The sequence below is a fragment of the Rhodococcus sp. C3V genome, assembly GCF_029269915.1.
GTDB classification, from domain to species: Bacteria; Actinomycetota; Actinomycetes; order Mycobacteriales; family Mycobacteriaceae; genus Rhodococcus_F; species Rhodococcus_F qingshengii.
Genome location: NZ_JARJBE010000004.1, coordinates 53,909 through 80,598, shown reverse-complemented (window position 1 = coordinate 80,598; position 26,690 = coordinate 53,909). Strand labels below are relative to the sequence as shown.

Here is a 26,690-nt window from a genome sequence, read left to right as displayed (position 1 = left end):
TTGTCATCAGGATCCGCGATCCAATTCGCGTACTCCGAGTTCAACCAGTAATCATCGCGATCCACCAGCATCGCGAGATTCTCAGAATCCCGCTTCTCCGCCTCAAGCCACTCCATCACCGCACGGATCTTCAACGCGCAGTCCCGAAGTGGCTCCCTCAAGATTTCGCGGAGGCCTCGACCGTAGTAGCGTTCGCATCCTGTGAGGGCAGCGCTCCATCCATCCCGCGTAGTGAGGCAGGCAAGAGCGCCAACGCTTCCCCCGAAGTCAGCGTCGAAATGTTCCCGAGCTTGTTGATCAGCTTCACAGCCTGCTCAATTGAACAGTCACCGAGATGTCGTGCAATCGCACTACCACCTTCATCGCCTGCGATCAGCTTCATCGCCAACTCGATCTGATCGGCACGCAAATAGGCACCAAACTGAATCGACTCTTCACCGCTGTAGCTTCGTCGGATGTCGAACTTCGCATCCTTCAACTTCACCGGAACAGGTGGAAGATCTTCAGTGTCCAACACGGACAGAAGGTCAAAAGCATCATCGACCTCATCTGCAACCACCTCAGACTCAACCACAGTGGGCTCAACCTTCGAAACAGACTTACGGGGTGCGCCAGGCATACAAAAAACTCCTCAAATTAAGGTGCGAGCGGGTTACTGTTAGTCAGAAGCTGAACCGGCGACAACGCCAGCAACTCAAGCTCAAAGCCATCAATCTTGTCTCCACCAAGCGAACGCGGAGGCGGAGTGAACAACGTCGCCCGCTCGCAATACAGCACCTGCTTGTCATCCTCATCCTCAAGGCGCAACAGGATCGCGAACTCCTCCGAATCCCCAATCACCCACTTGAAGATTCCGGAATCCGGTGCAGTCTCAACGATTTCACCGCCCTGCAACAGGGTCAGCACAGTCGCCTTCGAGTAATCGACAGGCTTCAGCTTCAAACGATCAGAACGCGGGCCGCGAGCAATCTTGTAAGACGACTGGCGGTAGTTCCAGATCGGCAACTCCTTGGTGTCCTGGCTGGGGTTCTGCTCAAACCCCGCCTCAATACCGCCGAACGCATCCCAAGTCACACCAGGTGCAGTGCCAGTAACAAGGGTCAAACCAAACGGATCAGTAGGTGCCGCAGTGCCAGCAGGAGCACGGAACGCGTCACCATCCTGCCAAACATAAGCCTTATTCGGATCTGCATGAGTACTCACAAAAAACCTCCAGAAAAGCCCACACCAAGCGCGGGCAGAAATAAGTGAGTCCCACCCCGAATGCGCCTGGCGCGGCAAACATTCAGGGCAGGACAATTGAGACGCCACACATCGGTGGCGAGTTAGCGGACGATCATCTTCAAGTCCCAACGCACAAGCGCACGGAACAACAGATTCTCGGGACCACGTTCGGCATCAACATCCGTAATCGGGCCGTCAATCCACTTCGCAGCCCACGAACAATTCCGGAACCGTCGCTGCGACGACGGAGCCTTGTGCACCAACCGCCCAGCAATGTCAGCAATGTTCCACGCCAACTCTTCCGGATCCGTATCCCCGCCCAAGATTTCAAGTTTCGGAACCCACACATCGCACTGAATCATCGGCCGGCGCAACATCGGATCCTCCCCATAATTACTGGGAGCGGACAAGGTCACGAACGGACCAGTCAGAGGATCAGGGATGTCCCGCGTCGAAATGTTTACCGCAGGAACAAGTGCAGTGAACTCGGCATTGTTGATCAAGAAGTCGCGGATAGCTCCAGGAGCGAACGGTGTGAAAGCAGTCATCAGGCCCTCGATCCCCGAGGTTTGAACCCGGAATACTTGCCGTGCTTGCGGGCAGCGTTCGTCATCGCCGCAATGCCGCGCATCCTCGACGTTCCGTACTCTTTCCAGAACGCCTCCGGATCGTTGTCCTCAACGAACACACGGTCACCTTCCACTACCAGCGCCGAACCCCCAACGAACTCCCCTGTGCGCCTCGGAGCTGTCGCATCGAACTCGGATTTAATCTTCTCCGCGATTTCCTTGCGACCCTCGGTGGACAGTTCCCGAGCCTCCCGCTGAGCGTTGTCACGGTAGATCGTGACCCGCGCCATTAGCTGACCTTGAGGTCAGACTTCACATCCGGCTTCGCAACAGGCTTCACAGGTTCCGGCTTCGGCGTTTCCGCCGGCTTCACCGCACCCTTGTCGGCCACAGCCTTCAGATGCTTTTCGTACGTCTTCGAGAATTCATCGGTGAAATGCACACCGTCCTCGTCGGTATAGGACACAATCGCCATAGTCACTCCTGGTAATCAGTTGAACTCCGCACAATCGCGGAAATGTACTTTGGTTTGCGGGACCCGCGAACCGGACGCCTAACCCGAGGTTTTCCGACAACCGTGAACACAGTGCCGTCCTCGTCGCGAAATTTGGAGCGTGGCACTGGATGCGGAACCAGACCCGGATCCAACAGCAGCACATACGAACTCACCACGTGACCGTCCACGATCTCCACGTTGCCGGCATCAACGGATGACGAGGCGAGCTGTCGCTGTTGCAGCAGGCCTGTCCACGGCACCTCAGTAGGGGCAACAGGCCGTCGATTGCCCGTAGACGGATCAAGCTCTGGGGGGTTGTCCTGCAACAACACCCACTTCTCAGGTAGTTTCGACATCAGCCCGGCACAATCGTGAAAGCGCCACCGAATTGAACTCCCACCGCTGGATCGAGTACAGCCAGATCATCAGCGGAGAAGAAGATCAGCGACGGATCGACATCCACATAGGTGGTGCTGATCTCCGGGTACTGTTCCGAGCGGACCCGCAAACCCACTCGCATAGCATCTACAGCGCGGGCCACCGCAGTGACCAGGACCCCCGTAACGAGCGCAGGACTCAGCGAGCCCTGCGCGATACGGGTGTCAATGTCCAGCGGATACGCACGCAGTCGAGCCGACGCGAAGTCGATCAACGACTCAACCTGAAGGCGTTCAGCGTCATCGAAGGTTTCCCCCAGACGAAACTGAACGTCTTCAACTGTGATGAGCGGGCTAAGCGGTGCCGTCACTCGATGCCCCTGCGGGCTTCTTGGGGGCTGCCTTTGCGGGAGTGGTCTTCACAACAGGCTCAACCTTCTCGGTCTCGACCGTCTCAGCCTCAACCGTTTCGGTTTCAAGCTTCTCGATCAGGCCACCCGCAGCGAGACGCGCAACATCCGCTTCCGACACATCAAGCGGCACAACCGCATCCTGATACAGGTACTTCAGCTTTCCATCAGCACCATTCACCCCGACAAGGGGCGCAACAACAACATAGGACATACTCAAACCCCTCAGATTCCGGTGATCTTGATAGCAGCACCAGGCTCATTCACATACGGAACGCACACACGCCGGCCACGAACACGCCACTGATCGTTGTCCTCGTCGCGAATCGACTTCGTCTCAACGGTGTCGCCGACGTAACCTTCACCGAGTTTCTCGTCACCGATACCGCCGAGGGCGTTGGTGTCAATAACCCATGCGCCGGCAGCAGGCAGGTTCGGGGTCGGGAGAATCGTCAGACCCGCAATGGTGCGGAACTCACCCGTGTACACCGAGTTACCCTTGTCCTCACGAGCCATCAAAGTCGACAGCTTGTCATCAGACGCGAGGAGAGCCCACGTGAGGTCATCCACGACAATAACGTCGGGGTCATAGCCTTTGTTCAGGCCCTTCACCTTCGCCTTCGCGAGCATGATGTCGCGAAGAATCTTGGTGGAACTAGCCCACGCACCATCCGTAACATTCTGGGCAGCAGTGACCTGAGACGCGATCAGCGACAGCGACAACGAATCAACTGTCTTCACAAGCTGATTCACAATGACGTTGAACGCCTTCTCAACCGGGGAGAAGTTCGACCGCTTGATCTTCTCATCCGTGATCGGCACGTCCTGGCCCCACTTGGTGACCCGAACCGCCTGCGGGGTACCCGAACCGACACCAGCCAGCGGGTACTCAGCGCCAGGCGAAATCGCCTCAACCGGACGATCAGTGTAAAGCGGGTCATCCTGATCGAACACGATCGCACCACCCGACACATCCTGACGGGAAGTCAAAATGAAATCGGAGATGAAACGCTGATTCGCAATCTCGTTCACCCGAGTCGCCACAGCCGTGGGGCTGTTCAGGAACCGATTGATCGTTGCAGTGTCCGCAGAGAAAGTGGGCGGACCAGCGGGATAAGTAATAGCCAATTTTCGGCCCTCCAGAGCCTAAAGAAGCCCACCACGAGAACGTGAGGGCTTCGAAGAATGAAATAAGAGAAAAGGAGCGGCACTCAGCGGAGCGCGACACGTACCTTGCCGCCAGCAGCAGCGGAAATCGCAATTCCCACAACCTGATCGAACGTGCCAGCGCCAGCAGTGGCGACAGCGCCAGCAGCAGCAGTAATCACATTCGCGCCAGCAACAATCGGGCCCGATGCAGTCAACTCGTGAACACCGCCACGATGCACAGTCACCGTCTCGCCGACAGCAGCATCGAACGCCGCAACACCAAACCAGGCAGCAGACGCGGCACCTGCGGGAGCGACAGTGCTGTTACCGGAAATGGCAACCACCTGCCCGCCAGTCACAGCAGCCGACGTAGCGATCGGCACATCAGCGCCAGGCTTACGGATCGGAGTATATTCAGCCATAAGTTTTGTCTCACTTTCGATTCGGAGCAGACCCGTAGACCTGCTCGTAGAGGAGTTGATCCTCAGTTTTGGTCGGACTGGGCTGCGGTCCCGGAGACGGGACCGGAGCAGGAACGCGAGGTGCGTTCGGATCGACAGCAGCCACCGGGGCCACCAACGTCGGCCGCAGGATCGCCCAGTCAGCCGCAAGTTCTTCAGGAGTCGAGCCTTCGAGGCGATTCACCCATTCCTTGGGGACGCCGTTGTTGTAAGCGAAGTTAAGACGCAGATTCTCCTGCGCTTGCTTCTCCGCCGCAGCGGTCGCTTCAGTCGCAATCTTCTGCGCCCGTTCAAGTTCCGACAGCTTCGCATCCTCAGCCGCCTTCGCATCAGCAGCAGCCTTGTCGCGCAAAGCCTTCAAATCTCGTTCAGCCTTTTCTGCACGTGCACGTTCGGCATCGAGCGCCTTCTTGCCGGGGTCACCGAGACCCTCGGGATACTGAGGTTCAGCCGTCGCGGCAGGAACAACAGGAGCAGTCGACACAGGAGCTGTAGGCACAACAGGTACAGCCTCAGGAGTGACACCAGGAACCGGCGGCACAACATTCGGATCAGAAACAACGGGAACAGCATGGGTAACTTCAGACATAGGTAGAACGCCTCCATCGCGGGGGAATTGGCCCGCACCGGATCGCCCGGACGGGAATAAGAACAGCCACAGACCGTGGCCAAAAGAATTTGGGTACAAAAATGGCCCCGGAGCAGAAAGCTCACAGGGCCTCAAAGATTGGGATCTACCAACTCGCGTTGGTTACCAAGATTTCACCGGTTTCGGGCATGAAAAAACCCCGAAGCATCAAACACTTCGGGGTTCAACAGCAAGTGCACGCTTACGCAGCAGAGCGGACCCGTTCAGCAACAACACCCTCACCCGGAGCGTCATCAGACGTCAACAGCAAACCCCACCCCGTACGCGTAACCAGCGCATCGAAGATGGACTGTGCGCACCGCCGGCGGGCAGCCAAACCACCCGCGTAGTAGATCTCCACCAACACAGTGCCGGCATCCTCAGGATCCGGGGAAACCCCCACCCGAGTGCGATCATCTGGGGTCATCCACGGCTGCGGCCCGTCCAGCACCGCAGCCCCGAGCACATCCGAAACCGCCGAAACAACATCATTCAGGGAGGAAGCACCTGACACTTCCACGTAATCGACGTTAGCCATCAGAGCCTCCAATCCTTCGTTGTAGCGGCAAACCATCCGCGCCGGCGGCACCGATGATCCAGATCTCGTGCACATCAGCATATCTACCAATCAAGTTCGATGACAGCTCTTCAGCGGCCTCGAAACTGATATCCGACCGGTTGATATCCAGAATCCAACGATTCGCCTGTTCACCCATGCTTTTGGTGATCTGCCGCATGATGGTGTTTCTGCTGGAAGATGTGGGCGATTTGAACTCCCACGCGACAGCCCCATCGGGTCCCTCGATCAGAACATCTTCACGGCGTGCTGCGATCGGTGGGCGGAACGTCACGTTGTGACCCAGCAGCGCCAGCCGCTCAGCAGTGTCCAACTCGTGTTGTTCCACATGCTTGACCTGCGTGCGGTCCACTTTGCCTTTACGGGGCGGATCGCCACCTTGGATTGATTGACCACGCGTCGGAGGCTTAACGGGAGGCTTCCCACCACCAGCGCTAGTCAAAGGAACCGGCTTCGATCGCACAGGAACCTCGTCTGCCATGTAGCCGTACAGCTTCAGGAGACGCAATGCATCAGGACGATCCTCGGCCATCGCCATAATCGACTCAGGCATCAACCTGGGTGTACTCGCCTGAAAGTAACGTCGGCCGCGGACATCAGTCGATCTGCGGGCAGACCCCGCGTTCGACATTGCCCGGTAAGCGACACCTCTACGAGTCACACCTTCGTGAGTCGCGAGCAGCTCCTCGCCGAACACCTGCGCCGTGGACATCCCCCGACGTGCATTCACAACCTGACTGATGTCAGCACCCTCGCGAATCGCCTGAGCGCCAGCAACAGTGAACTGCCTTTCCTGCTGCTCCACAGAAAGGGACTCGAAATACTCGTTCGGATCGGTGGTCAGATCACCGGAGCGGTTTTCCGTAGATGGGATATGCCGGCAATCGCACCCAGGGTGCCTAAGAAACCCCACGTTGTACTTGTAGAACTTGCCCGCCAACACTGTGCACCGCGGACATGACGGCGGATTGAGCATTCGCACGTACCCGACTCGTCGCCTCGATGCGATATGCAGCGACGTTGCAGCGCGAGATGCATCCGCAACCTGCACCTGCATCCTCACAAGCAACGCAGAAAGCCCCGACGCCCACGCCTGAGCAGTAGACGCACCCTGGGCAACCTGGCCCTTAGCGGTGACCACAGCGCCGTACATCAACGACTCCAGCGCACGCCCATCAGAGGCCACGCCGACCAAGCCATCAAGATTCGGCACCGCATCCGGTTGAACGCCAATACCCAGCTCGTCCAGCACATCAGCGACATACACACTCGAACCGGCCATCGCTCGACCTTGCCCAGAGGCCACCAACTGCATAAGCATCGGCAGATTCCGGTCAAACCACGCATCGAAATCGGAAGGCGGTCGAGAACCCCACATATCCGCGGCGATCCCCAACACCTCAGCCGTAATCCCCCGCTGCTCCGCGTAATGCGCGGCCGCAGCATCAGGCAGCATTCGCCTTCACAATGCCGGCAATCTGATTCGCAGGAGAGGTTTCCTCATCCATCTTCCGCATCTGCTCCCGCTGAGTAGCGCTGTACCCCAAATCGATACGCGTCTGCTCCAACGGAACCAAACCAGACTCATACTTCTTCACCGCAGCATCAGCAACCTGCGCCACAGTCGGTGTCGATGGATCACGCCACACCGTCTCCAACTGGTAATCGCGATCCTCCAACTCAGGCTTCCCTCGCATGAACATCAAATTGATGCGCTGAACGTCCTCCCACGCTCCACCGAGGAACGTGTGCTTGCGCTCAACCTTCTTCACCAACTGCGACTCCGAAGAGCGCATCGCATCCGCCGAAGGAGGGTTGTCACTGTTGAACCCCATGTAGTGAGGCGGTAACGCCGCGAGCTGGGAAGTCAACTGCGCCAGCAGTTTGATCGTGCCATGGAAGTTCGTCAGATCCGACTCGTCGAACGTCCCAACTTTGACATTGGAATCCTCCGACGCCCACAGACGCCCCTTGATCTTCGACCACGCACTGATCGGATTGCCGTTCTTGTCAACGAAGTCACTCGCCTTCAACCCGAACGCATACCGGCGCGGCATCGCATGAAACTCAGCCGAAGTCATCATGTCCGTAGCCATCTTGTTTGCCGCATCAGCCAACGGAATAATATCCCTGAACTCCGTCATCCCATCTGGGCGCAACAACCGCGGTTTATTGACCAGCGGCACAACAGGAACAATCCCAAAGTTGTGCTTATCCTTGAACCCGTCCTGCCTCCAGTCGCCACCGTCCTTTACGAACTCCACTGTCTCAACAGGCGTGTACACCAGGACATGCTCAACCTTGTCCAGGTCTTTCCACTTCTTGATCGCCGCATTCACTTTGCGGGTCTTCGGATCGCGCTGCGCCCACACCTGAAACGGTGACTCGACCGTATTCCGCGGCGGCTTGTCCTTCTCCTCATTCGAGGAAATCAGCACGTAGGCCCGCGACAACGCCAACGAATCCAGATGCCCCTGCTGAGACTGCTCATCCATGTCGTTGTACTGCCAACACGCCCATAGATCGGCATCCTCAGTGTCAGAGTCCGCATACCGGAAACCTTCGACATCCAAACGGTTCTCATACGCATCAGCAACCAGACGAGCCCAGTTCAACACCAACTCGACAGCGGTGTCACCAAGCTCTTCCTTCATCGCCTCAGACATGTACTTGAGAGGCTGCTCGCCCTCCAAATAGTTGTCCCACTTCGTCAGATTCGCCAGATCAGCCGTCAAACCCTTTTCAAGAACCGGGATCAGGTCAATAGCGTTCACAGTGTCGGCCATCGGCACAACCACCCACTTTCAGAAAACAATCATTCGGCTACTCGGAGCATCCGACCAACCAGCCTCACGAGCATCAGCCGCAGCCTCATGAGCAAGAATGGAAGCCATTGCAGGATCAATCTTTTGATGATCCGCCGGCTTACCCAACACATACTTCTGACCCGGCTTCGCGACCTTCCGACAATTCGCCATAGCGATCGCCGTAATCGGGCAACCATCCTGAGTGATTCGCCCACTAGCCAGATCCGTCTCAAAACGCCTAATAGCGTGAAACATTCGATCAATCTTGTTCGTCGGCCACTCCGACACATGCCCATCACCATGAGCAAGAGACCAATCACCGATCTCCGAATACCAGTCCTGCGGGTCACAGTAGAACCGGCCAACACGCCACGTCGAAAAGATCTCATCCACAGCAGCATTCACCTCGCCACGCGGAATCTGATCACCCCAATCAACAGGCTTCCAAATCGTCGGCAACCGATCAGGCCCATACAACGGCGTGAACTGAAAACCATCACGCGTCTCAGCCCGAATCGCAGTCCAGTCATTATTTTCCGACCCGTCGAAACCCAACGAAATCGCAGTTCCAGGAGCAGGATTAGGCAACGCCTCTTTCTTCGACACCAGCGAACCTCGACTCCCACAAACCATCACGAAGCCAAGACCCCTGGCCATACACCAGCCGATTACCGAAGAACCGCTCAGCCTGAGCCGGATCACGCTCCAAAATCTCGGCCGCATCAGCCTCGATCGAATCCAGATTCACCCACCACGAACCCTCGTAGACATACTGGTGAATCTTCCTACGATCACGCTTATTCCGATACGACAACCCAGCCGGCGGCTTCCGATAAAACCGGAAAATGTCCTGCACCTGAGACTCATACGTAGCCTGCGCAACCGAATTCTCGGACGGATCCCAACAGTTCGTGGTCTCCAAGGTCCGACCGCCCATACCAGCAGCACCACGACGCTGCGTATCAGCAACATTCACCATCTTATTAGTCTTGGTGTACAGACCGGTTTCATCCTGCAACGCGAAACTAATCGGATTACCAAGACGCGAATTCGCCGACGCAGTCACAACATCAATACGGTCACCATCATCATCGCCAGACTCACCAGCAATACGAATGAAACCCTCACGCGGATACATCAAATCCGACAACGGACCCAACTTGATCATCGCCACAAGCGGGCGATACACATTCGCAACCTGATCCTCAGACGTAGCCGTCAACTGAATCAACGGCGAAGGATGACGCATCCCCATCGGCTCACCAGGCAAATACGGGTACTCCCAACCACACCCACAACCCCAATCGGAGCAGGCATAGCCATCACCCTCACCAGCCCAACCAGCAAACAAACTCGGACCAACAGCCTCCACAGCCACAATCCCCGCCGACCACGGACCCTTACCCGTCTTCTGCGGAGCCACAATCTGCGAACGCCGATACGTAAACGCCTGATTCAACAACGGATTCTCAGGAACCCACTCAGCATCCGACCGAATCCTGTAATGGTTAGCAGTACACCAAAACTGCCAGTCAGCCATCTCAAACGGCTTACCACGCTGAAACCCATTCGGGACACGACAATGCTGCCGCACCCACCCATCCTGCAAATCACCCAACGTCGGAAAATCAACCACAAACTCACTGCCCGACATCAACAGCCCGCAACCGACGCTCAGGAGGGCCTACCGCAACAACAGGACCAGAACTCTCCTCACGAACAACGCCAACCTCATCCGACGCGATCGACCAACCATTCTCACGCAACCCCGCCGGCGACATCCCCACCTGATCAGCCAAACGAAACATCGCCGTAGCCTCCCCAGGACCAGCATCAGCAGACTCAGCACGAACCTTCCACCGAACCCACATCGCAACCGTCTCCCAACGCCACGACTCCCTAGCCCACGCAGCAGCCTGAGGCGACTCCCACGCCTTCCCCCACACCTCAAGCTCACGAGCAGTCCCAGACCCAAACGGCCAATCAGGCACCGGCCCCGAATAACCCTCAGCCGGCAACACCACACCACCACCCACACCACGCCGATCAGAACGACCAGAAGTCGGATCAGGCTGCGGCCCAGACCTACTACGAGCACCACCACGAGCCACCACAACCACCACCTTCAGCAGCATCGCGCCGCATCAAACCAAGCCAGCATCGCGCCGGCCTGAAAACTTTTGAACTATTCGCACCATTGCGCGCCCTCCCCCGCGGTGATTTTCGTTTTCGCGTTTGGGGGTTTGCCCCCACCCCTTGTGTTGGTGCAGGTCAGCTTGGTCGTTCGCTTTGCGTACGGTTTGTGTTTGTGCTGGTCAGGGGCTTGGCCGGCTGCCTGCTTTGGTGCTGTTGCATGCCCGGCAGAGGACTTGGAGGGGTCCTGTTGGTGACCCTCCGTGTTGGATGTCGTGGATGTGGTCGGCTGTGAGGTCGGTGCTGGGGTGTCCTGGTCTGTTGTGTCCGGGGCACCAGTTGCCTTCAAGTGCTCGGTGTTCGGTTACTGCTGTGGCTCTGCGTTTCTGTTCGGCTGCTGTGCGTGTGCGCTTGGTGGGTGTGGTTGCCCATTGGTGGGCGTCACGCTGTGCCCTGTGCTGCTTGCACTCTGGCTCTGGTTGCATGTGGTGGCATCCGGGTTGTGAACAGACGCGTGTGCGTGCTCGTGGCATGGGTGCTCACCTCGCATACTCATCGTGTCGTTGGCGTGTCTGTTGCTGTTGTCTGCGAGGGGTTGCCTGGTTCCCTGTGTGCGGGGTGCCTGTGCCCTGTGTGTACGTGTGCCACGCGTATGGATGCTGGGTGCTTTGTGTTGCACCCGTTGGCTGCTGGCCTGTGTGGTGGTCCGGTAGCCGGTGTGCATGTGTGTCCGTGTTGGGGGTTGTGTCTTCTCGCCGGCTTCTCCGCGTTTGGTGAGCTGCCTTCGTGGGTGTGCTCACCGTGCTGGCGATGCTCGTGCCGTCAGCTGTTGTCCGCGGATTTTGTTTCAGAAAAAATCTGATTAGAAAAAATCTGATTGAGAAGTTTCTGTTTAGATTTGTTTCTGCGTTTTAGATTCGCCGGCAGTTTGTTTCGGCCACCCGAGTTTGTCCGTGATGGTGTCCACCTGATCGAGCGTGGCCTCTGCTTGTTCCGCTGTCAGCCCGTAGCCGATGAGGTCGGCCTTCGCTAGTGTGCGGATCCCGTCACGCATTGTGGTCACGGGATCACCTGCTGCGTTTGAACTCTCTGCGCATCCACGAGTCGCGAGGGATTCTGATGCGGACGGACTCGGTCATGATGTCGTCGCCTGCCGCGTTGAGCTTCAGTTCACCGTTGTCGTCTTCGATGATCTGGTCTGCTTTGAGCCATCGTCTGCTGATTTGTCTGACGCGTTCGTCGGCGATTCGTTTGGATCGTGTGGGTCCGAGGATGCGTGTCACTTCGTCGTAGTGCGGTGTGTGTCTACGTACCCATGGATCTGTGTCTGGTTTATTCACTGCTGCACTCCTCGGCCAGGGCGCACTTCGCCGCCGATAGATTCTCGTCTGCGGTGCGTCGAGGATCGAACCATGAGGTTTGCTCGGTACCCCGGAGACGTTCGTAAGCCGCGGCCCTCTGCCATTGCGCCACTCGGACTTTGCGTTCGAGTGCTTCAATCCGGCTAGCCTTCACTGCGAATGTCTGCAACTGCTGTTGCCGGCGCAGCATCGAGGATAGATCCGACGGTGCGATGTTGATGTGGATTCTGGTGTCGCGAACACCTTCAGAGGTAACGGGCTTCGCGAGAACCGCCTCAACGATCCTCTCAGCATCATCAGACAACCGTGTCAGCACGTAATCCGTTGATTGCTTGCGGATCGCATTCCAGGGAACGGATGAGGATTGTCGCCACTCAAACCAGGTTGCATGGCTTTCCACTCTGTAGCTTGTGGTTTCGCCGTCATGCTCAATGATCCGGGCGATGGTGACTTCGGCTTCAGGGATAGCAGCATCAGTTGGGACATCGGTTTGATCAACGCGGATCTTGATGTTGACGCGCTTCCACATTGGATCGTAAATGGAATCACGCGAGGTGATGTCGTAAGTCGCATGGTGTTTCAGTGCTGTGGTGTACAGCTGGATTGTTGCCATCTGGGGTGAAGTCTCCTGTAGGTGTTACCCGCGGGTGAGGGAAGTTGCCTGAACAGCAGTTATGCGAATGCCTGAGTCATGCGGTGGCCACATAGGTGACATGCTCGGCAGGGATGTCAGTGAAGGTTCGTAGTTCGGGGTATCCGTCCGACCGCCAAAACGCTGTTGCCGGCACTTTCACCTGCCACAGATCCCAACTGTCTGGGTCTCGCATGCCTGCGCTCAGGCTCCATGCGTCCAGTGGCGTGGGCGAAAGGCACACAGTTGGCTTGCTTCGCGTGATTCCGCCGTGGTTCACCTTCAACCCCGAGGCTTTTATGTTGTCTCGGTGGATGGTTGGTGACCAGTGGTATGCGATTGCTGGTGGTTTCTTGCGGGTCATTCGAGGTCTGCCTCTTCTGCCTGCCCGGTCAATTCCGGGATCTTCCCCAACAAACCCTCAAGTGAATATGTGATGTCCCCGCCGTGAGGCAGTATCAGTGATGCTGTGGACTGCAATGTGCCGGTGTCGGTGAACCTTTGGTGCCCGACAATGTCCGCATAGTGCGAGACGATCCAGGATTCTTGTGTGCCTGTGGTTTCGTCGGCTGCTGCGGTGAGTTCTTTGATCGCGGCGTCGAGTTGCTGGTAGGCCTGGTCTAGTCGTTCACTCACGGGCGCCTCCGCCTATCCAGTTCCGCACCTGCGAGTCGGAGCCAGTTCCCCAGAAGTTGCAGCCGTAGCCCTTCAAAGTCCCGGCAGGAGCGTGCGCCTCTATGAAGCCGAGCATGACTTCCTCGTCGTCTTCATTGGCTGTGTGCACGTACAACTCAACCGGCCAGAAGTTGTACTTCTGCATCCAGTAGAGGACGGGCATCACTGTGTCGGTGGCATACCCGAGGTCATGGTCGAGGGACAGGCAGTCGATCGGCTGCCGCAGGAGTCGGTGCGTTCGAAGCGTCTCGATCGCGGCTTCCGCAGTCATGCGCAGCACCCAGCCGTCGGGCTCGGGACGCTCGTCATCTACGAAGAGCTTCACGGGCACCTCCAGGTCATCGATTTATGGAGGAGCTAAACGCCGCTAGTGCCTCTTCGAAAGACGTTTTGACAATCGCAGACGGCGACGGCAACTCGTGCCCGCCAACATTCACCGCCACGCGAGTGTCCGGGCGGTAAGTCAGCGACTTCACACGCAACTCGCGGCGATGAACCGCATACGCAGCATCACGCACAAGCTCATCCACCGTCGCAGCATCACGCACAAGCTCATCCACCGTCGCAGCATGAAACCCAAGCTCCAACAGTTCATCCCGATAGGACGCCAAACCCTGCGCCGTCGTATTGATACCAAGGTCACTGTCGATGCGATTGATCGTCAAGGTTGTCCTCCAGGTTTTGGGCACAAAATGGCCCCACCGACCCGAAGGTTGGCAGGGCAAGATTTGTTTGACGCGTGGGCTGTAAGGCTTATATCTCCATCATGACAGTCACAGGGACACACCAGTTTTGCTCAACCCAAGTCAAAAATCGCCACCCCGTATGCAACGATTCGTCAGTGAACTTTCTCCACGCCCAGGTTGCGCCCGTCATCGTGCAAAATATTCCCGCGCAATCCTCTACATGGCTAACCCAGCCTGTAGCGACTCTGATAGCGGCAATGGTCGCCCTCGTCGTCGCAGGAGTGACATGGCTCGGAATCCGACGCAACCACCAGCAGCACAAAGAAAAGGAGACATCGGCAGCTGTTGAGAGAAGGCGCGAGGAAGCAATGAGCGTTCTGGTGGAAGCTCTCGACGTAGCAGCAGCATCGCATGATGCTGTTCTCGCGGTTAGCATGGCCGCCGGAGCGCGAGGCGAACCAACAGATCCCATACCGACCTATAACTATGTCCGCGAGTACATCGACAAGTGCCGGCCTGTCGAGATGAAACTGCGACTGCTTGGGCTGGATTCCAACCAGTCGATGAGGAAACTGATAGATACCCATACCGCGATCCTCGAGGAAGTGTTGGCGGTTGGCATGAGTCCCCTCGGATTGGAGTTCAATCATCGCAGATTTCAGCTGAGGGCTACCGATGCTCTCACCGATCTGGTCCGGTCGTGTCAGCGGACGCTTGATCGGTTGCGCACGAAGTATGATCCGCCTGCGAGTCGTCTGTCATTCAACTCTGATGGTGAGGATGTGCCGCCCCGGACCAGCTAGTGCGCGAGTGCGGGACTATCGCTGCCGCTTCGACGCGGATGGTGCACACTTGCCACATGAATTGGTGGCAACAAATGCCGTGGGTAGTCGCTTTGACAGCGCTGCTGTTTGGACCGTTTATCGCAGGGGTCGCGGCGATGGTGATTCGTAGGATCGAGGCGATGGATGAACGCTCAACCCTCGTCGCTGACGCGGAGTTGCTTGATAAATTCCCCGACTACAGCGCGAGCATCTTGCTGCGAGATTTGCTTGAAGATCGATTATCCGAATATGTCAAGCGCATGTACGCGAAGAGCGTCAAACCCCTTCCCCTCACCCGCAAACAAAGAATATATGTCCGCCTAATCGTGGCGATATCAATCGTAAGCCTTGCCTTTGGATCGTTCGTCGTCCTAGGAAAGATCGATGGCGCGCAACTTGTTCATAACGTCTCATGGCCATTGGCCTTGACCTTGGTGGCGGGAGGAGCACTTAACCTTCTCCAGGCCCGACTTGCGGCGCGCCGATTCGGGCAGAGCAACGGCAACAGGGCCGCGATCGCTCGTCGCGAGCAAGCCAACCGACAAGCGAGTGAAACGACTCCGACTACCTCCGAAGACTCGGAAGCGCCCGTATCCGGGGATGAAACCGTCTCTCAGATCACGACAACTCCGACTCGCGATCCGAACGTTAACTGCAGACGAGACTGTTGAAATAACTGCTCAGAAAGCCAATCTCATCCTCATGCAGAAAAAGTGCCCCAGACATCGCCTGGGGCCAACACTCAAACCTTCATCTGAAACAACATGAACTTCACAAGCCAGTCATAATACGTCTCAACGACCCATTCCCGAAATCGTTTCAAATCATCTACCCTTCTTTTTGAAATAGGTTTGCGAGCAAGAAAATTAGCGAGCGGATCTAATCCGCCGAACTGGGACCCTTCATGCGAAATCCGCAGACTACGAAGTAGAATTTTGACTTCGCCTATCAACCAGGAGAACCCAGGTACCTCGAATTCGTTCACAACCGACGACCGACTAACATGCCTTGACGGTGCTATCCGAGACTGCTTCCGATTCGAAGGACTGTGCAGGCATATGTGGGTTGTGTTCGTAGGCAAAGTTCTTGAAATCGGAGGCCTGACCCTGGCTGCCAGAGGGCTATTCCTCGCATGGCGACACTCCGCGGATGGTGCGCACCTGCTTCCCGAACGGATTCGAAACTTGAATCCGTTTCGACGTAGACAACATGCCACCGTCTACGCCACGGCCTCCACCATCAGCGTAGGCAGTTCCACTGCGCTAGTAGAGGTCAGCATCGATCCAGATCTGCCGCTTAGGCCACGGGTGACTGCACTGGAAGCCAATCTGAATGCGGCACGTCGGGATATCGCCGCACTCACTTCAGCCTTGCAGCAACAGACTGAGAAGCTCGTGGCCGAGGATCAGCGTATCGAGCGAAGTCTTCTCGCGGCATTGTCGGAACAATCTCGTGAACACGCGGGGCATGCGGTTATCGAGCTCAGGACCGCTGTGCTAGGTCTGTCCTTTTCAGCGTTCGGCGTCCTAATGCAGCTACCTCAAGCGCTGGGCCTATAACCACTCTGCTTGGAGGCTGGGTGGTGGCCTGGTTCAGGCCACCACCCGCCAAGGCGGACCACGGGAACCACCCACAAGCTCACCGGGTCAACACCAACCTGCCGCGACTGGCCAACGCCCGCAGATTCTCACACCGACATGTGAGCCGTACCCCGTGCGAGAGTTGAACTCGCACACACATTCTTTTGTGGAATGCCGCTTTGCCGTTTGCGTAACGGGGCAGATCTTCCGCCCTTTGAGGGCGGGGATGCAGCAGCTGGTTTGGCGGGTCGCGATTAGTATCTGAGAGACCCAACTTCAAACCAGCTACAACTAAAGTTTACGGTCCAGTCACCCGAGCCGGTTTATGCCGCAACGGCTATGGAGTCAAGGAACACCCCTTCGAGAACCCGGGAACCAGTTATCGACATCGCCTCGACCAGATATGCCGTTGAGTTCTCCGAGTTGTCGAATGCGCCTTGTTGCCTCTGAAGATTGCCGCGACGATTTTCCAACAGGTGGAGCAGGTCCTCTGCAGTCAAGCTCCCCGTCGGGATGATCACCCCGTTGACGCGCACCGGAAGCTCTAGGTGCTTCGATGCTGAGCCCCAAAGGCCTTCTCCCGCTTGCTTCAACAGCTCGACTAGGTCCTCCAGATTGCGGTTAAACGTGCTCCGCGAGTAGTCGACCCACCGTTTCTGTTGTGCCCTTACCATTTGGGCGATGGGGTCTAGGTTGGGAAAATAGCCGGCAGCGACCTTGGATCGAAAATCTACTTCGACCGATGACCATAGGTGTGTCTCGTCCATGCCGCCGGCGTCGTTTGCCAGTTGGGCGACAGTCTCATTGAAGAACTTGTTGAGGTCTTGGTTCATTTCTTTGTCCACTCCAGGAGGTCGCTGAGGAAGCTGATCGCGCCCTCAATTTTGTCGGCGGTGTATGCGGATGCGTTGAGGTCGGCCAACTCCTTAGCGTTGAATCCGTCCATGAATTCTGCAGCTGGGATCTTGCGTTTCGCTGCGAGCGGGAGGATGGATTGTGCGCAGCCGGTGTACAGGCTGTAGCGAATGTCGCGTTCGGCTTTGGCGGCGCGTTCGGCTTCCTCAGCTTCACGTCGAGCCGTCGCGGCCTCCCTCTTGAAGTCCGCTTCCCAGCGCGCTTTTGACACGGATGGTGGTTCATTGTCTGTGAGGTAGTCAGGCGCTTTGGCTTCGAGGAAGGCGCGTGCATCGGTCTCGCGCTGCTCCGCACGTTTCTCTTCTTCGAGCAGCGACGTTTCGTAATCCCGCTTCTCGCATGCTTTCTTGAAGGCCGCATCGAGGGCGAGGGTGCCAGCCACCACCTGCTCAGCAAACTCGGGAGCGAAGTCCAGGACGATGCCAGCGTCTTTCAACGCCTTGATCCAGGCCGAGTTAATAGAGGATTCTCCATTATCTCCGATCTGGACGCTGCCGCGCTTCCATCGGCCGTCATTTCTACGTCCGTCCGCTTCCAACACCAACGCCGTAGACATAGCCCGGGCACCAGTGGACATGTGACGACGCCCGACATTGCAGGCGATGACGAACTCAGCGAAATCATCGCCGTCGTAGACGTCGATACGCGCCTCGACGCCGGCCCGATTACACGCTTCTAGGCGATTGCGGCCATCCAACAACAGGCCGTCATTGGTGACTGTCAGCGGATGGAGTAAGCCGACCGACTTGATCGACTCCGCCAGCTCATCCAACTCACCATCCGACAACATAGGGAAATGGTCCGCATACCGGTGGACTCCAACGATATTCATGTGAACTCCTTAATGAAGGCTAACTACCCGCGTGATCGCGAGGTAGTTTTTGATTTCTATCGTCCGTAAGCCATATCGGGTTTCGGCCGGCCCGCAATTTCCGGCTGCCGCTCGGAACTGAATCGTCCACTGGCCTTGTTGGCCTCACTCTGATGTTTGATGCGAAGGAGGTCAGATAGTCGATACTTCGCGTACCTACCTTGGCCTCGTTGCTCGATGTCGTTCTGCGTGATCCAGCGGGCGATTGTCTGCTTTGATCGGGATAACCGATCAGCAGCCTCGTATCGGGTGATCCAATCCTGTTCCATAGGGTGTTCTCTTTTCTAAGTGTGAGTTCGGTCTTTGTGTAGGCATAAAAAGGGCCACCCCAAGGTGTTGTCGGGGTGGCTTCGCTATCTCGAACGGATTAATCCGCTACATATGAATGGTGGCATAGCTGCGGACGAGCCGGTTTACGTCAAGATTCGCCGGTTTCTGCACGGAAGAGTGCAGCTAATCGACTCCTCCGTTCCTCGGTGAGAGGAGGGGCTGCGACGAGTAACTCGGCGACACGTGGGTCTGCCTGGGGTTGTTCGAGTTTTGACACAGTTCTCCTATTCGAAGGCACAGATCTGTTCAGTTCGGTTGGTGCGACTACGCGTTGGCCCTCTCCCAAGCCACGATCTTGTCCACGTTGAATCGCCACAACTTTCCGATCCGCATCGCAGGAACTTCTCCGCACGCCGCGAGGTCACGGACTCTTCGTTCGGAGATCACCCATCGCATCGAAAGGTCCTTCACAGTCATAAACGTTGTCTCTGCCATTCTTCCTCCTGTTCTGGTGTCCAATCTGTACGTTCGGAGACGTGAAGAATTTCCTCACGTCGTGAGATTCCATCGAGGATCCGGTGACTCACTGAGCCTTCAGTGAGGATTCAGTGAGTGTTGGAAAGATTTACCACCCCGAAATCAACCCATAGAGGGATCGCCACTCGGAGAGCTACCGCGCCAATGGACCCAGCGCAAAGATCGCCGCCTTCCCATGCCTGGCACCAGAATGTCCACTGGACAATTTTTCGAGCCATCCAAGTTGAACCAGCTTGCCCAACGCCGTCCGAATCCTTTGCCGGTTGAAACCCGTTGCGGCCTCGACATCCCGAGTCGGGCAGGTGACCGACCTCCGCTCACGACGTACGATTTCATTGGCCACGAAACACAAAGTCGCCCTCTGCGGTTCGTTCAAACCCAAGTCCAAATCCGGATCATCGAGCAGATCCACGACCGCGAACGCCTCCTCAACCGCCTTCTGCCGCATATCGAAAGAGTTGTATGGATCATCAAGGTGCTCCTGGGCTCGATCCCATGCATCGCGAAACGCCCGCGCCGCACTCCCAGCAGGGAACTCTTTTCCCTTGTGGTCGACGGAAAGCTGCCTCCACAGACCGGATTTGAGCGGATCGCACACATGAGACTCGGTTCGCTCCCGACTCCACCCTCGAATCTGGGCAGCCATGCAGATCGAGACGAGCATCCCGAATTGTTCGGGCCGCTTACCCCTGACCCCGTCGTGGACAGCGTCGACATACTGGGCCGGTAGTGCTTCATCGAGTTGAGGCGTCAGTGGTGGTTCTAGGACGCCGGTGGCCGGCATAAGTTTCCTCCTCGTGAGCTAGGAGGGCATCGTGAATTTGATCAGCGAGGTCCTGAAGAGCCGTCGGGCTCATCGACCACACGCCAGCTGGGCCGTTGCCCCTTTGGCGAGAGACCAAAAAGCGCTGAAAGGGCTTGTGCCCTTTGCGGCGCTGCGTCTCTGACGTAACTGTGAACTCGGACATTTAGACCAGCACCACCCGATTTGTTGCGTTCAGCAACACCTTGGCGGCACCGTGATCGGATCGAAAAGCATCAAAGTTCAATGTGATAATCTCCTACGTAGTTGACGATCGATTGCACTCGATCGAGTTGACAAAGCGGGAATGCACCACACGCCTTAACGGCATGCAGCGTTAGATCTGACGCTGTGAAATTGACAAGGATCCCCCACCTGGCAGCGGGTAGAGCTGTAGCCGACAAATCGGCGCGAAGAATGACGCAACGAAATCCGCATTGTGCGGGCGTTGCGTCACAAGAATGAGCTGCGATGCGGGGACTGTTAGTTGTCGCCCCGGCGAGTCTGCTCAATCGGCATGCTACACCGCGTCCCGCTCCACCGCAAGCTTAGACCTAGTGGCCGACAGAAACACATAACGCGAGATGTTGCGAGTCAGATCGATGAAAAACCCAGCACGCCTCTGTCAGCACACACATCGTGCGGCGCATCGGCGTGCCGTCTGTCACATTTCTAATCGCAGACTCGACCTTATGCATCCAAAGGGTCCCCAGCGTCGGGAAGCTTCAGTCCGGTACTGGCTATTCCCGATGGAGGACTTCGCCAAGATCATCGAGCGCGCCATGGCATCAGCGCACAACAGTGGCAACAACGTCACTGGGCGTTTTACGGGATCCCGTAAAACGCCGTCTGAGGGGGTGGGCCAGCCACTTTGGACTACGCCCTCTCTCGTTTCGCCGCGTACCTCGTAGCAACGAATGGCGACCCGAGCAGCCCGAGATTGCAGCCGCAAAACTCGTGACAACAAGGCTTCAACGGGACCGAGTGTCCGTGTGCGGGAAACTAACCCATTAAGCCCCAAAAGCTATATGGGTTGATCTGAGCAACCTGGTCCACAATCGACACCTCGAAGCCATCGAGGTCGGAGACAAGGAGTTCGTCGGCTGTCATGCCTGGCGCGGATTCAGTTTCTCGGTTGGAATGGTCGATTGACGGATCTGGCTGTCGTGGTGCGGAATCGACAACCGGCCGAGGCTTCGTGGCAGGACGTTCTTTGCCGTCCGCCCCGACTGTTCGCTCCAACTGGTGAATTTCACCAGTTGACTCAAGTTCGTCACGAACCGCGCTGACGGTGTTCTTATCGACGCCCGTCCGCTTGGCATGTTCACGGTTCGACAGTTGCGGGTCCGCTTTGATGGACTCAGCCACCAAAGCCCCGACGCTGCCCACGGTAGCCCTGGGTTCGTGGCCCCACCCTCGATCGGGCCCCTCCTCACTGCACGCCGGATCTACGCCGACGCGGTGACAGTTCATGCCAAGCAATACCTCGCCGACCTGCCATGACCACCACATGTAACGGCGCTACACGTGCGTTACAGGCTCCGTTACATCTCCACTGGGTCTAAATAGGGTCTACAGAGACTCTCAATAATTCGCCACGGGCCTGCCTGCGACGGCCCTTTGCGACAACTTGCAACAGACTGCTGCAACAACATGTCCCCTGGGGACACATGCGGGGACTCCCCGAGGATTCCCGCCGGAACAAAACACCATCACCGCAGGTAGCCTGCGGAATCCTACAGCCAAACTCAGGCCACACAGTTGGCCTAAAGTCGGCGAAAAGAACCTTCGGCGCACGGCGAAGGTTTTTCCCGGAGGCGGGAAGATTCCCGGTGCCGGCTGTGGCAAAGCGCTAGCACCCGCTAAGCACTTCCTAAGCGCCTGCTGTAGCAAAGCGCTAGCGCCCGCCACGGATCCAGGCAGTCGCGACATAGTCGGGAGCATTCCCGAAGGTGTCGGGAATCGGCGCAAAGTAGCTCTGGGGCGGCCGGGCCAGAGCTACTTGCAGTGAGCGCTCAGTGAGCATTCAGTGAGGATTCAGTGAGCGCTCCGTGAAGCAACCGACATAGGCGAGGTGCGCCAATTGGGACACCTGAGTTAGCTCAGTGACTTAGTTCAATGCAATCCCTGCACTCAAAGCAGACCATCGAACACAGCGCGGGTCTTCTCGTCCTCCCCTGGCCACAGATGTGAATAAACCGCCAACGTCACCATTGGCGATGCATGACCCAACCTCTGCTGAACCGTCGTCACCGAAGCACCTGACGCGATCAACGCGGACGCAAAGAAGTGACGTAACGAATGCCAGGAGTGATTCTCAACGCCAGCCTCCGAAGCCACTGCTCGCCACACTTTCGCAATGTGCGCGCTCGACCATTGACCGCCCTGAGTGGCACGAAACAGCGGCGTGCTCGGGCCGTAGTCCGGATGAGATTCGAGATGCGCCTCGATAGCTCGAATCGTGGAATCCGGCAGCGGGATCGTTCGCCGAGACTTCTCAGACTTCAGGGGTCGCCAACCAAACGCGGTGTGATGTCCGTCAGCCTGCTCGGTTACGTCCACGACTTGACGTTCGAAATCGATCGAACGGACACGCAATCCAGCAAGCTCACCAGCTCGCAGACCACTTGTCGCACCGAACTCAAGCATTGTTACGAATGGTTCACCAGCCGCAGCCATCAGCGCTCGAATCTCATCGAGCAATAGGATCTGATGGGGCTCGACAGCCTGATTCGCGGTCCCTTTTCGACGCACCGCAGTCACCGGATTTCTAACGATCTGGCCTTGGGCCACTGCATCATTGAACACAGCCGACAAGGTGCCAGTGAGCGTACGGATCGAACTGTTCGACAGCGGCCGACCATCAACCCACGGACGCCCATTCGCAAGGACTGCTCGCCATCCCCGAACATCGTCGGCGTCGATGTCGCCTAGCTTTTTGAACTCAAGATCACCGAGGTTCGCGGCAAGATGCGTGCGTACTGCCCGAGTTGACTCGGTTGCAGATTGTTCAATGTGGGCTTCGAGGATTTTGCTGAGCATCTGATTGTCTACGCGTGCGCCAGTTGGCTTGAGTCCTTCGCGATCCCGGATCCAGTCACGGGCTTCTTTCTGCTTCGCGAAGCTCTTCGAGATTTCCTTGCCGCCGACACGCGTCCGCGCAATGTACCGGGGCGGCTTCCCCTCGGCGTACGTGCGGCGCTGTATCGATCCCATTCGAGGAGTGTATCGGTTGCGGGGGACTCCCACATATCCCCCGACCGAAACAAACTTTGCGCGCCGAACGTGCCGCAAACGCACACACTCTCGTGAGCAGAAAATGGGCTATCAACTGCAAATATGCCCTCTACCATTGACAATGGATTCACATTGTGCGTAGGGTCTACAACAACATCGTGTAAATGAACTCAGCCATGACCGCCAGCCTATCGGTGTTTGCCCTATAACCCACATTGCGCGTTGGCCGTCACTCCGATGCGGGTTCTGCGGACAGTCCGAGGTCATCGACCAGATTCACCGACATGCTCATCGACCCCCACGAAAACCGCGATGGGGACACCTCCGGGTGTCCCCAGGACGGCTCAGATCATTGCCCTGTGGATGCCCTTCGGCTCGCCACCGAGCTGCGAGAGCGTCGACGCATGGAAAATGGAACCGGGTACATGGATCGCGTGCGCCAAACCGGCATGCGCATCACGCCAGAACCGCTGCATCGGCGTGCTCAACTGCAAAGCCCCACCACCGGAACGAGCAAAGATCTCGTCCACCGCCCGCACCGCCCGCCACGCCGCAGCAGTCTGCGTACGCCGACCGATCGCACGAAGCTCGAACGAAACTTCCTGCCCCTTCTCCGTCATGTCCCAGAAACGATCCACCGTCTCCAAGATCGCAGCCCGAGAAGCAGCGATCTCGGCCGCCGCCTCACCGATCGCGAACAGCACGTACGGATCTTCCTTGATCGGAACACCACTGACCGTCACACGCTCACGCTGCGCAGCCATGTTGCACGCCAACGCACCTTCGGCGATACCGATCAACGACGAGGTGATCCCCAACGGGAAAATGCACGAGAACGGGAACTTGTACAACGTCTCCGTACGACCCGCTTCCTTCCACGCCGTCCCGTCGAAAACCTTTCCGGCGTCGATCGTGCGGTACGTCGGCAAGAACGCATCCTTGACGATCAGATCCTTCGACCCCGTACCGCGCAGACCCACGACATTCCAGCTGTCCTGGTCGATGTCGTAATCCGAACGCGGCAACAACACGTGCAGAATCTTCGGCGGCATCAACGGCTTACCGGACTCGTCACCGACCATCGCACCGATCATGATCCAGTCACAATGATCGGTACCGGACGAGAACGACCAGCGACCGTTGAGGATGTACCCACCCTCGTCCGGCCTCGCCACACCCATCGGCGCATACGGCGACGCCATCCACGTATCGGGATCGGTTCCCCACACCTCTTCCTGAGCCTTGCGGTCGAAGAACGCAAGCTCCCACGGATGAACACCGACGATGCCGCTGACCCAGCCCGTGGCACCGTCCATCGCGCCGATAGCCATTGCCGTCTCGGCGAATTCACGCGGATGCGCCTCGAGGCCTCCGAACTCCTTCGGCTGGAACATCCGGATGACGCCGGAGTCGCGCAAGCGCTTCGCGCTGCCGTCCGTCAAGCGCATCAGCTTGTCGCCCTCGACCCCGTCGGCGCGGATCTCGTCGGCGAACTGTGAGATGTTGTCCAGAACCTGACCCATGATCTTCCGCCTCCATTGATAGCCCGCCAACCTTCAATAAAGTAGAACACGTTCTAGAAAAATGCGGAAGTAGAACGGCCAGTTCGTTCAGCGCCGATCAATACGAATGCGACAAGGCCAGTGGCGTTCAGGTCGACACGTGCCCCAGTCCCGCGGTCAGAATGCGAATACACCTCATCGCAACTTCCGCAGGCGAGCCGTCGCCATACGCCGGGGAGTCCCCGTCAACCCACGCGACAACGGCCATCCGCTGGGCCGTGTTCGCTGCAATTGCAAGCAAACGCACTTCCAGTGGCTCTGCGCCGGGTCCCATCAAATCACGCAGTACGAGCACCAAAGCAGTCTCGGTGTCGTTGACCAAGCTCACCACGCGTTCCGAAGCGCCGGATCGCCAGAAACAATCCTTTGAAGTCGGCGAATCAACGCAATCGCATCGGGTGTTGCGGCAGGTGAATTCAGTGCGACGCGGGCGGCGGATGCCAGCACCTGAACAACAGGCGTACCCGGCGAACTGGACGCGATATACCCGAGCCATTCGTCGATCCCGTTGGCGAGTATCGGCCTCACCGCATCTTCCTTCGTCCGAAGTATCGATAGAACGTGCGAAGTCCGATTCCAGCTGCGCGTGCAATGCCCTCGGCGGTCACCGGATTCTCGCCGCGAAGGACAAAAAGCTCTGCAGCACAACGTGATATCTCCAACTTTGCCTGCTCCTTCCGCCGTTGGGTGAGCGACGGGGAGTTAGACACTGAACCATGCTCATGCCAGTATCGCACGGTGCGCCACCGTGCTTCGGAGTTGAACAGGAAGAACCCTGGCATCGGCTGCGGAAGCCATGAACCGTCCACTTCGCCTTCGATCAGTTCCGCCACCGACTGGACATCGAGACGCCAGGCCAGCCTCGTCTCACCCCCATCGCCATTTGACGCGATTCGAGGCGGCAGCGCAGGACCAAGTCTACGGATCATCGACGTTCACGAACGCATACGCCTGGGTCCCGCCGACGGCAACGCTCGCAGTTCACGCATGGTGCGTTGAACATCGAAATGTGTCGCAGTTTGGCCAACCGCCCCCCAAATCGATGACGCTACAAGGCGGACAGGTACCGCACTTCGGTAGTCGAGTTTGAGCATCGCGGACGGACCGGAAACAGCAACGGCAGCAATCGCGTTTCCTTGCGGCCCAACCGGTGCAGCAACGCAATTGAGGCCGGGACTCAACAGCCCCGCGCCGTACGCTACGCCGGTATCACGTATTCGACTGAGTTCCTGCCTTAGAGTCATCGGCGCTTCAGCGCCCACAGGGGAGCCTCCGAACGCAAGGAGCGCACGTCCAAGAGCCGACCTGTCGGCCGAAGAACGTTCGCCGACACGAGTAGGAACTACACCGGACAGCATTCCGCCGATCTTGTCGAGGTAAACGACATCCGGCGCGTCCAGCACTCCGAACTGCACTACCAGTCCGGTCACTCGATGCAACTCGCGGAGGAAGGGCAAAGCGACCGAATACAATCGATCCTGTTGTATTGCAAGGCTTCCCAGCTCCATCAATCTGATTCCAAGGCAGTAATCAGTGCCATCCCGCCGGAGCCACTTCTTGGCGACGAGCTGCTCGAGCATGCGATGCACCGACGAACGAGGCAAGCCGGTAATTCGCGAAACTTGACTGAGAGTGAGCTGTCCGGACACTTCGAAAGCATCCATGACCGACGCCAGTCGATCCAGGAACCCCGCCGGGGTCGTAGCGTCTGCACGAGCGGAAGCTTGCATGCGAATTCCTTGAAGTCATTCCCACAATTTATGGTGCATGTGGGGCACGTGGAGCCGAAAAGCGCTACCGGGCTTACTGGTTACGGCCCGCTGCAACAGCACCGCGACACCAGGCCGTCCGTCACCGTCGGATGTTCGAACGATCTCAGTGTGACAAATTGTGCCATGTTGACATCGG

The 26,690-nt window shown here is 57.5% G+C and carries 37 protein-coding genes and 1 tRNA gene; 2 read left to right on the top strand and 36 right to left on the bottom strand.

Annotation, left to right across the window (positions count from 1 at the left end):
• Positions 1-157: 157 nt before the first annotated feature.
• The 23 genes from P3G66_RS12715 to P3G66_RS12605 form a co-directional block, all read right to left on the bottom strand.
• Positions 158-619, bottom strand: coding sequence for a hypothetical protein (locus tag P3G66_RS12715; protein ID WP_276116671.1), 462 nt, complete (start codon positions 617-619; stop codon positions 158-160).
• A gap of 17 nt (positions 620-636) precedes the next feature.
• A complete protein-coding gene (locus tag P3G66_RS12710; RefSeq protein WP_276116670.1) occupies positions 637-1,203 on the bottom strand; it encodes a hypothetical protein in 567 nt (188 codons plus the stop codon).
• 122 nt (positions 1,204-1,325) lie between these two features.
• A complete protein-coding gene (locus tag P3G66_RS12705) occupies positions 1,326-1,772 on the bottom strand; it encodes a hypothetical protein (protein WP_276116669.1) in 447 nt (148 codons plus the stop codon).
• Positions 1,772-2,083 (bottom strand): HK97 gp10 family phage protein, encoded by a 312-nt coding sequence (locus P3G66_RS12700; RefSeq protein WP_210377273.1) that lies wholly within the window; start codon positions 2,081-2,083, stop codon positions 1,772-1,774. Before P3G66_RS12700 ends, P3G66_RS12705 begins: the two co-directional genes overlap by 1 nt.
• Positions 2,083-2,268, bottom strand: coding sequence for a hypothetical protein (locus P3G66_RS12695; protein WP_210377275.1), 186 nt, complete (start codon positions 2,266-2,268; stop codon positions 2,083-2,085). Before P3G66_RS12695 ends, P3G66_RS12700 begins: the two co-directional genes overlap by 1 nt.
• Before the next feature lie 376 nt (positions 2,269-2,644).
• A complete protein-coding gene (locus P3G66_RS12690) occupies positions 2,645-3,037 on the bottom strand; it encodes a hypothetical protein (RefSeq protein WP_210377277.1) in 393 nt (130 codons plus the stop codon).
• Positions 3,021-3,290 carry a hypothetical protein gene (locus P3G66_RS12685; RefSeq protein WP_211921250.1) on the bottom strand — a complete coding sequence of 90 codons (270 nt, stop codon included), beginning with the start codon at positions 3,288-3,290 and terminating at the stop codon, positions 3,021-3,023. The genes P3G66_RS12690 and P3G66_RS12685 overlap by 17 nt, the downstream gene beginning before the upstream one ends.
• An 11-nt stretch (positions 3,291-3,301) precedes the next feature.
• Positions 3,302-4,108, bottom strand: a complete 807-nt coding sequence (locus P3G66_RS12680) for a hypothetical protein (RefSeq protein WP_276116668.1) — start codon at positions 4,106-4,108, stop codon at positions 3,302-3,304.
• Positions 4,109-4,287: 179 nt separating this feature from the next.
• Positions 4,288-4,647, bottom strand: a complete 360-nt coding sequence (locus P3G66_RS12675) for a DUF2190 family protein (RefSeq protein ID WP_210377283.1) — start codon at positions 4,645-4,647, stop codon at positions 4,288-4,290.
• A 10-nt stretch (positions 4,648-4,657) separates the two neighbouring features.
• Positions 4,658-5,185, bottom strand: a complete 528-nt coding sequence (locus tag P3G66_RS12670; RefSeq protein WP_276116667.1) for a hypothetical protein — start codon at positions 5,183-5,185, stop codon at positions 4,658-4,660.
• A 331-nt stretch (positions 5,186-5,516) separates the two neighbouring features.
• Positions 5,517-5,852: a hypothetical protein gene (locus P3G66_RS12665; protein WP_276116666.1), complete on the bottom strand. Its 336-nt coding sequence runs from the start codon at positions 5,850-5,852 to the stop codon at positions 5,517-5,519.
• Positions 5,845-7,347 carry a hypothetical protein gene (locus P3G66_RS12660; RefSeq protein ID WP_276116664.1) on the bottom strand — a complete coding sequence of 501 codons (1,503 nt, stop codon included), beginning with the start codon at positions 7,345-7,347 and terminating at the stop codon, positions 5,845-5,847. The genes P3G66_RS12665 and P3G66_RS12660 overlap by 8 nt, the downstream gene beginning before the upstream one ends.
• Positions 7,337-8,677, bottom strand: coding sequence for a phage portal protein (locus P3G66_RS12655; protein ID WP_276116663.1), 1,341 nt, complete (start codon positions 8,675-8,677; stop codon positions 7,337-7,339). Before P3G66_RS12655 ends, P3G66_RS12660 begins: the two co-directional genes overlap by 11 nt.
• An 18-nt stretch (positions 8,678-8,695) precedes the next feature.
• On the bottom strand, positions 8,696-9,304 hold the full coding sequence (locus P3G66_RS12650; RefSeq protein ID WP_257230614.1) for a terminase: 609 nt from the start codon (positions 9,302-9,304) through the stop codon (positions 8,696-8,698).
• Complete coding sequence (locus tag P3G66_RS12645) at positions 9,279-10,352, bottom strand: terminase (RefSeq protein WP_211921263.1); 1,074 nt, start codon at positions 10,350-10,352, stop codon at positions 9,279-9,281. Before P3G66_RS12645 ends, P3G66_RS12650 begins: the two co-directional genes overlap by 26 nt.
• A 661-nt stretch (positions 10,353-11,013) precedes the next feature.
• Positions 11,014-11,316, bottom strand: coding sequence for an HNH endonuclease (locus tag P3G66_RS12640; RefSeq protein WP_276116662.1), 303 nt, complete (start codon positions 11,314-11,316; stop codon positions 11,014-11,016).
• Between the two features lie 407 nt (positions 11,317-11,723).
• Complete coding sequence (locus tag P3G66_RS12635; RefSeq protein ID WP_276116661.1) at positions 11,724-11,894, bottom strand: hypothetical protein; 171 nt, start codon at positions 11,892-11,894, stop codon at positions 11,724-11,726.
• A 4-nt stretch (positions 11,895-11,898) separates the two neighbouring features.
• A complete protein-coding gene (locus tag P3G66_RS12630) occupies positions 11,899-12,171 on the bottom strand; it encodes a hypothetical protein (protein ID WP_276116660.1) in 273 nt (90 codons plus the stop codon).
• Positions 12,164-12,805, bottom strand: coding sequence for a hypothetical protein (locus P3G66_RS12625; RefSeq protein WP_276116659.1), 642 nt, complete (start codon positions 12,803-12,805; stop codon positions 12,164-12,166). Before P3G66_RS12625 ends, P3G66_RS12630 begins: the two co-directional genes overlap by 8 nt.
• 76 nt (positions 12,806-12,881) lie before the next feature.
• A complete protein-coding gene (locus tag P3G66_RS12620; protein WP_276116658.1) occupies positions 12,882-13,019 on the bottom strand; it encodes a hypothetical protein in 138 nt (45 codons plus the stop codon).
• A 164-nt stretch (positions 13,020-13,183) separates the two neighbouring features.
• On the bottom strand, positions 13,184-13,459 hold the full coding sequence (locus P3G66_RS12615; protein ID WP_276116657.1) for a hypothetical protein: 276 nt from the start codon (positions 13,457-13,459) through the stop codon (positions 13,184-13,186).
• Positions 13,452-13,823 carry a cyclic-phosphate processing receiver domain-containing protein gene (locus tag P3G66_RS12610; protein WP_276116656.1) on the bottom strand — a complete coding sequence of 124 codons (372 nt, stop codon included), beginning with the start codon at positions 13,821-13,823 and terminating at the stop codon, positions 13,452-13,454. The genes P3G66_RS12615 and P3G66_RS12610 overlap by 8 nt, the downstream gene beginning before the upstream one ends.
• A gap of 13 nt (positions 13,824-13,836) precedes the next feature.
• Positions 13,837-14,163 carry a hypothetical protein gene (locus P3G66_RS12605; RefSeq protein WP_276116655.1) on the bottom strand — a complete coding sequence of 109 codons (327 nt, stop codon included), beginning with the start codon at positions 14,161-14,163 and terminating at the stop codon, positions 13,837-13,839.
• Between the two features lie 278 nt (positions 14,164-14,441).
• Here P3G66_RS12605 and P3G66_RS12600 point away from each other — a divergent pair, with 278 nt between their 5' ends.
• Positions 14,442-14,987, top strand: a complete 546-nt coding sequence (locus P3G66_RS12600; protein WP_276116654.1) for a hypothetical protein — start codon at positions 14,442-14,444, stop codon at positions 14,985-14,987.
• 56 nt (positions 14,988-15,043) lie between these two features.
• A complete protein-coding gene (locus P3G66_RS12595) occupies positions 15,044-15,679 on the top strand; it encodes a hypothetical protein (RefSeq protein ID WP_276116653.1) in 636 nt (211 codons plus the stop codon).
• Between the two features lie 1,036 nt (positions 15,680-16,715).
• Here P3G66_RS12595 and P3G66_RS12590 read toward each other — a convergent pair.
• The 13 genes from P3G66_RS12590 to P3G66_RS12530 form a co-directional block, all read right to left on the bottom strand.
• Positions 16,716-16,788, bottom strand: a tRNA-Leu gene (locus tag P3G66_RS12590).
• 123 nt (positions 16,789-16,911) lie between these two features.
• Complete coding sequence (locus P3G66_RS12585; RefSeq protein ID WP_276116652.1) at positions 16,912-17,421, bottom strand: hypothetical protein; 510 nt, start codon at positions 17,419-17,421, stop codon at positions 16,912-16,914.
• Positions 17,418-18,335: a ParB N-terminal domain-containing protein gene (locus P3G66_RS12580; protein WP_276116651.1), complete on the bottom strand. Its 918-nt coding sequence runs from the start codon at positions 18,333-18,335 to the stop codon at positions 17,418-17,420. The genes P3G66_RS12585 and P3G66_RS12580 overlap by 4 nt, the downstream gene beginning before the upstream one ends.
• 633 nt (positions 18,336-18,968) lie before the next feature.
• Positions 18,969-19,139: a helix-turn-helix domain-containing protein gene (locus P3G66_RS12575; protein WP_211921281.1), complete on the bottom strand. Its 171-nt coding sequence runs from the start codon at positions 19,137-19,139 to the stop codon at positions 18,969-18,971.
• Between the two features lie 175 nt (positions 19,140-19,314).
• Positions 19,315-19,965 (bottom strand): hypothetical protein, encoded by a 651-nt coding sequence (locus tag P3G66_RS12570; protein ID WP_211921283.1) that lies wholly within the window; start codon positions 19,963-19,965, stop codon positions 19,315-19,317.
• Positions 19,966-20,985: 1,020 nt separating this feature from the next.
• Positions 20,986-21,351 carry a hypothetical protein gene (locus tag P3G66_RS12565; RefSeq protein WP_276116650.1) on the bottom strand — a complete coding sequence of 122 codons (366 nt, stop codon included), beginning with the start codon at positions 21,349-21,351 and terminating at the stop codon, positions 20,986-20,988.
• Positions 21,352-21,880: 529 nt separating this feature from the next.
• Positions 21,881-22,009: a hypothetical protein gene (locus tag P3G66_RS12560; protein ID WP_276116649.1), complete on the bottom strand. Its 129-nt coding sequence runs from the start codon at positions 22,007-22,009 to the stop codon at positions 21,881-21,883.
• A 107-nt stretch (positions 22,010-22,116) separates the two neighbouring features.
• Complete coding sequence (locus P3G66_RS12555) at positions 22,117-23,199, bottom strand: site-specific integrase (RefSeq protein ID WP_276116648.1); 1,083 nt, start codon at positions 23,197-23,199, stop codon at positions 22,117-22,119.
• Between the two features lie 365 nt (positions 23,200-23,564).
• On the bottom strand, positions 23,565-24,743 hold the full coding sequence (locus P3G66_RS12550; RefSeq protein WP_276116647.1) for an acyl-CoA dehydrogenase family protein: 1,179 nt from the start codon (positions 24,741-24,743) through the stop codon (positions 23,565-23,567).
• Between the two features lie 127 nt (positions 24,744-24,870).
• On the bottom strand, positions 24,871-25,110 hold the full coding sequence (locus P3G66_RS12545; RefSeq protein ID WP_276116646.1) for a hypothetical protein: 240 nt from the start codon (positions 25,108-25,110) through the stop codon (positions 24,871-24,873).
• Positions 25,107-25,310: a hypothetical protein gene (locus P3G66_RS12540; RefSeq protein ID WP_228401114.1), complete on the bottom strand. Its 204-nt coding sequence runs from the start codon at positions 25,308-25,310 to the stop codon at positions 25,107-25,109. The genes P3G66_RS12545 and P3G66_RS12540 overlap by 4 nt, the downstream gene beginning before the upstream one ends.
• Positions 25,307-25,564 carry a TetR family transcriptional regulator gene (locus P3G66_RS12535; protein WP_228402290.1) on the bottom strand — a complete coding sequence of 86 codons (258 nt, stop codon included), beginning with the start codon at positions 25,562-25,564 and terminating at the stop codon, positions 25,307-25,309. Before P3G66_RS12535 ends, P3G66_RS12540 begins: the two co-directional genes overlap by 4 nt.
• 153 nt (positions 25,565-25,717) lie before the next feature.
• Positions 25,718-26,512, bottom strand: coding sequence for an IclR family transcriptional regulator (locus tag P3G66_RS12530; RefSeq protein ID WP_007733367.1), 795 nt, complete (start codon positions 26,510-26,512; stop codon positions 25,718-25,720).
• Positions 26,513-26,690: the final 178 nt, after the last annotated feature.

Bases quoted from the DNA above. Each gene is read 5' to 3' on its own strand.
- P3G66_RS12715 (WP_276116671.1), bottom strand. From the start codon at position 619: ATGCCTGGCGCACCCCGTAAGTCTGTTTCGAAGGTTGAGCCCACTGTG.
- P3G66_RS12705 (WP_276116669.1), bottom strand. From the start codon at position 1,772: ATGACTGCTTTCACACCGTTCGCTCCTGGAGCTATCCGCGACTTCTTG.
- P3G66_RS12700 (WP_210377273.1), bottom strand. From the start codon at position 2,083: ATGGCGCGGGTCACGATCTACCGTGACAACGCTCAGCGGGAGGCTCGG.
- P3G66_RS12695 (WP_210377275.1), bottom strand. From the start codon at position 2,268: ATGGCGATTGTGTCCTATACCGACGAGGACGGTGTGCATTTCACCGAT.
- P3G66_RS12685 (WP_211921250.1), bottom strand. From the start codon at position 3,290: ATGTCCTATGTTGTTGTTGCGCCCCTTGTCGGGGTGAATGGTGCTGAT.
- P3G66_RS12675 (WP_210377283.1), bottom strand. From the start codon at position 4,647: ATGGCTGAATATACTCCGATCCGTAAGCCTGGCGCTGATGTGCCGATC.
- P3G66_RS12665 (WP_276116666.1), bottom strand. From the start codon at position 5,852: ATGGCTAACGTCGATTACGTGGAAGTGTCAGGTGCTTCCTCCCTGAAT.
- P3G66_RS12660 (WP_276116664.1), bottom strand. From the start codon at position 7,347: ATGCTGCCTGATGCTGCGGCCGCGCATTACGCGGAGCAGCGGGGGATT.
- P3G66_RS12655 (WP_276116663.1), bottom strand. From the start codon at position 8,677: ATGGCCGACACTGTGAACGCTATTGACCTGATCCCGGTTCTTGAAAAG.
- P3G66_RS12645 (WP_211921263.1), bottom strand. From the start codon at position 10,352: ATGTCGGGCAGTGAGTTTGTGGTTGATTTTCCGACGTTGGGTGATTTG.
- P3G66_RS12640 (WP_276116662.1), bottom strand. From the start codon at position 11,316: ATGCAACCAGAGCCAGAGTGCAAGCAGCACAGGGCACAGCGTGACGCC.
- P3G66_RS12625 (WP_276116659.1), bottom strand. From the start codon at position 12,805: ATGGCAACAATCCAGCTGTACACCACAGCACTGAAACACCATGCGACT.
- P3G66_RS12620 (WP_276116658.1), bottom strand. From the start codon at position 13,019: ATGCGAGACCCAGACAGTTGGGATCTGTGGCAGGTGAAAGTGCCGGCA.
- P3G66_RS12600 (WP_276116654.1), top strand. From the start codon at position 14,442: ATGGTCGCCCTCGTCGTCGCAGGAGTGACATGGCTCGGAATCCGACGC.
- P3G66_RS12595 (WP_276116653.1), top strand. From the start codon at position 15,044: ATGAATTGGTGGCAACAAATGCCGTGGGTAGTCGCTTTGACAGCGCTG.
- P3G66_RS12585 (WP_276116652.1), bottom strand. From the start codon at position 17,421: ATGAACCAAGACCTCAACAAGTTCTTCAATGAGACTGTCGCCCAACTG.
- P3G66_RS12580 (WP_276116651.1), bottom strand. From the start codon at position 18,335: ATGAATATCGTTGGAGTCCACCGGTATGCGGACCATTTCCCTATGTTG.
- P3G66_RS12575 (WP_211921281.1), bottom strand. From the start codon at position 19,139: ATGGCAGAGACAACGTTTATGACTGTGAAGGACCTTTCGATGCGATGG.
- P3G66_RS12570 (WP_211921283.1), bottom strand. From the start codon at position 19,965: ATGCCGGCCACCGGCGTCCTAGAACCACCACTGACGCCTCAACTCGAT.
- P3G66_RS12560 (WP_276116649.1), bottom strand. From the start codon at position 22,009: ATGCTCACTGAGCGCTCACTGCAAGTAGCTCTGGCCCGGCCGCCCCAG.
- P3G66_RS12555 (WP_276116648.1), bottom strand. From the start codon at position 23,199: ATGGGATCGATACAGCGCCGCACGTACGCCGAGGGGAAGCCGCCCCGG.
- P3G66_RS12550 (WP_276116647.1), bottom strand. From the start codon at position 24,743: ATGGGTCAGGTTCTGGACAACATCTCACAGTTCGCCGACGAGATCCGC.
- P3G66_RS12535 (WP_228402290.1), bottom strand. From the start codon at position 25,564: ATGCCAGGGTTCTTCCTGTTCAACTCCGAAGCACGGTGGCGCACCGTG.
- P3G66_RS12530 (WP_007733367.1), bottom strand. From the start codon at position 26,512: ATGCAAGCTTCCGCTCGTGCAGACGCTACGACCCCGGCGGGGTTCCTG.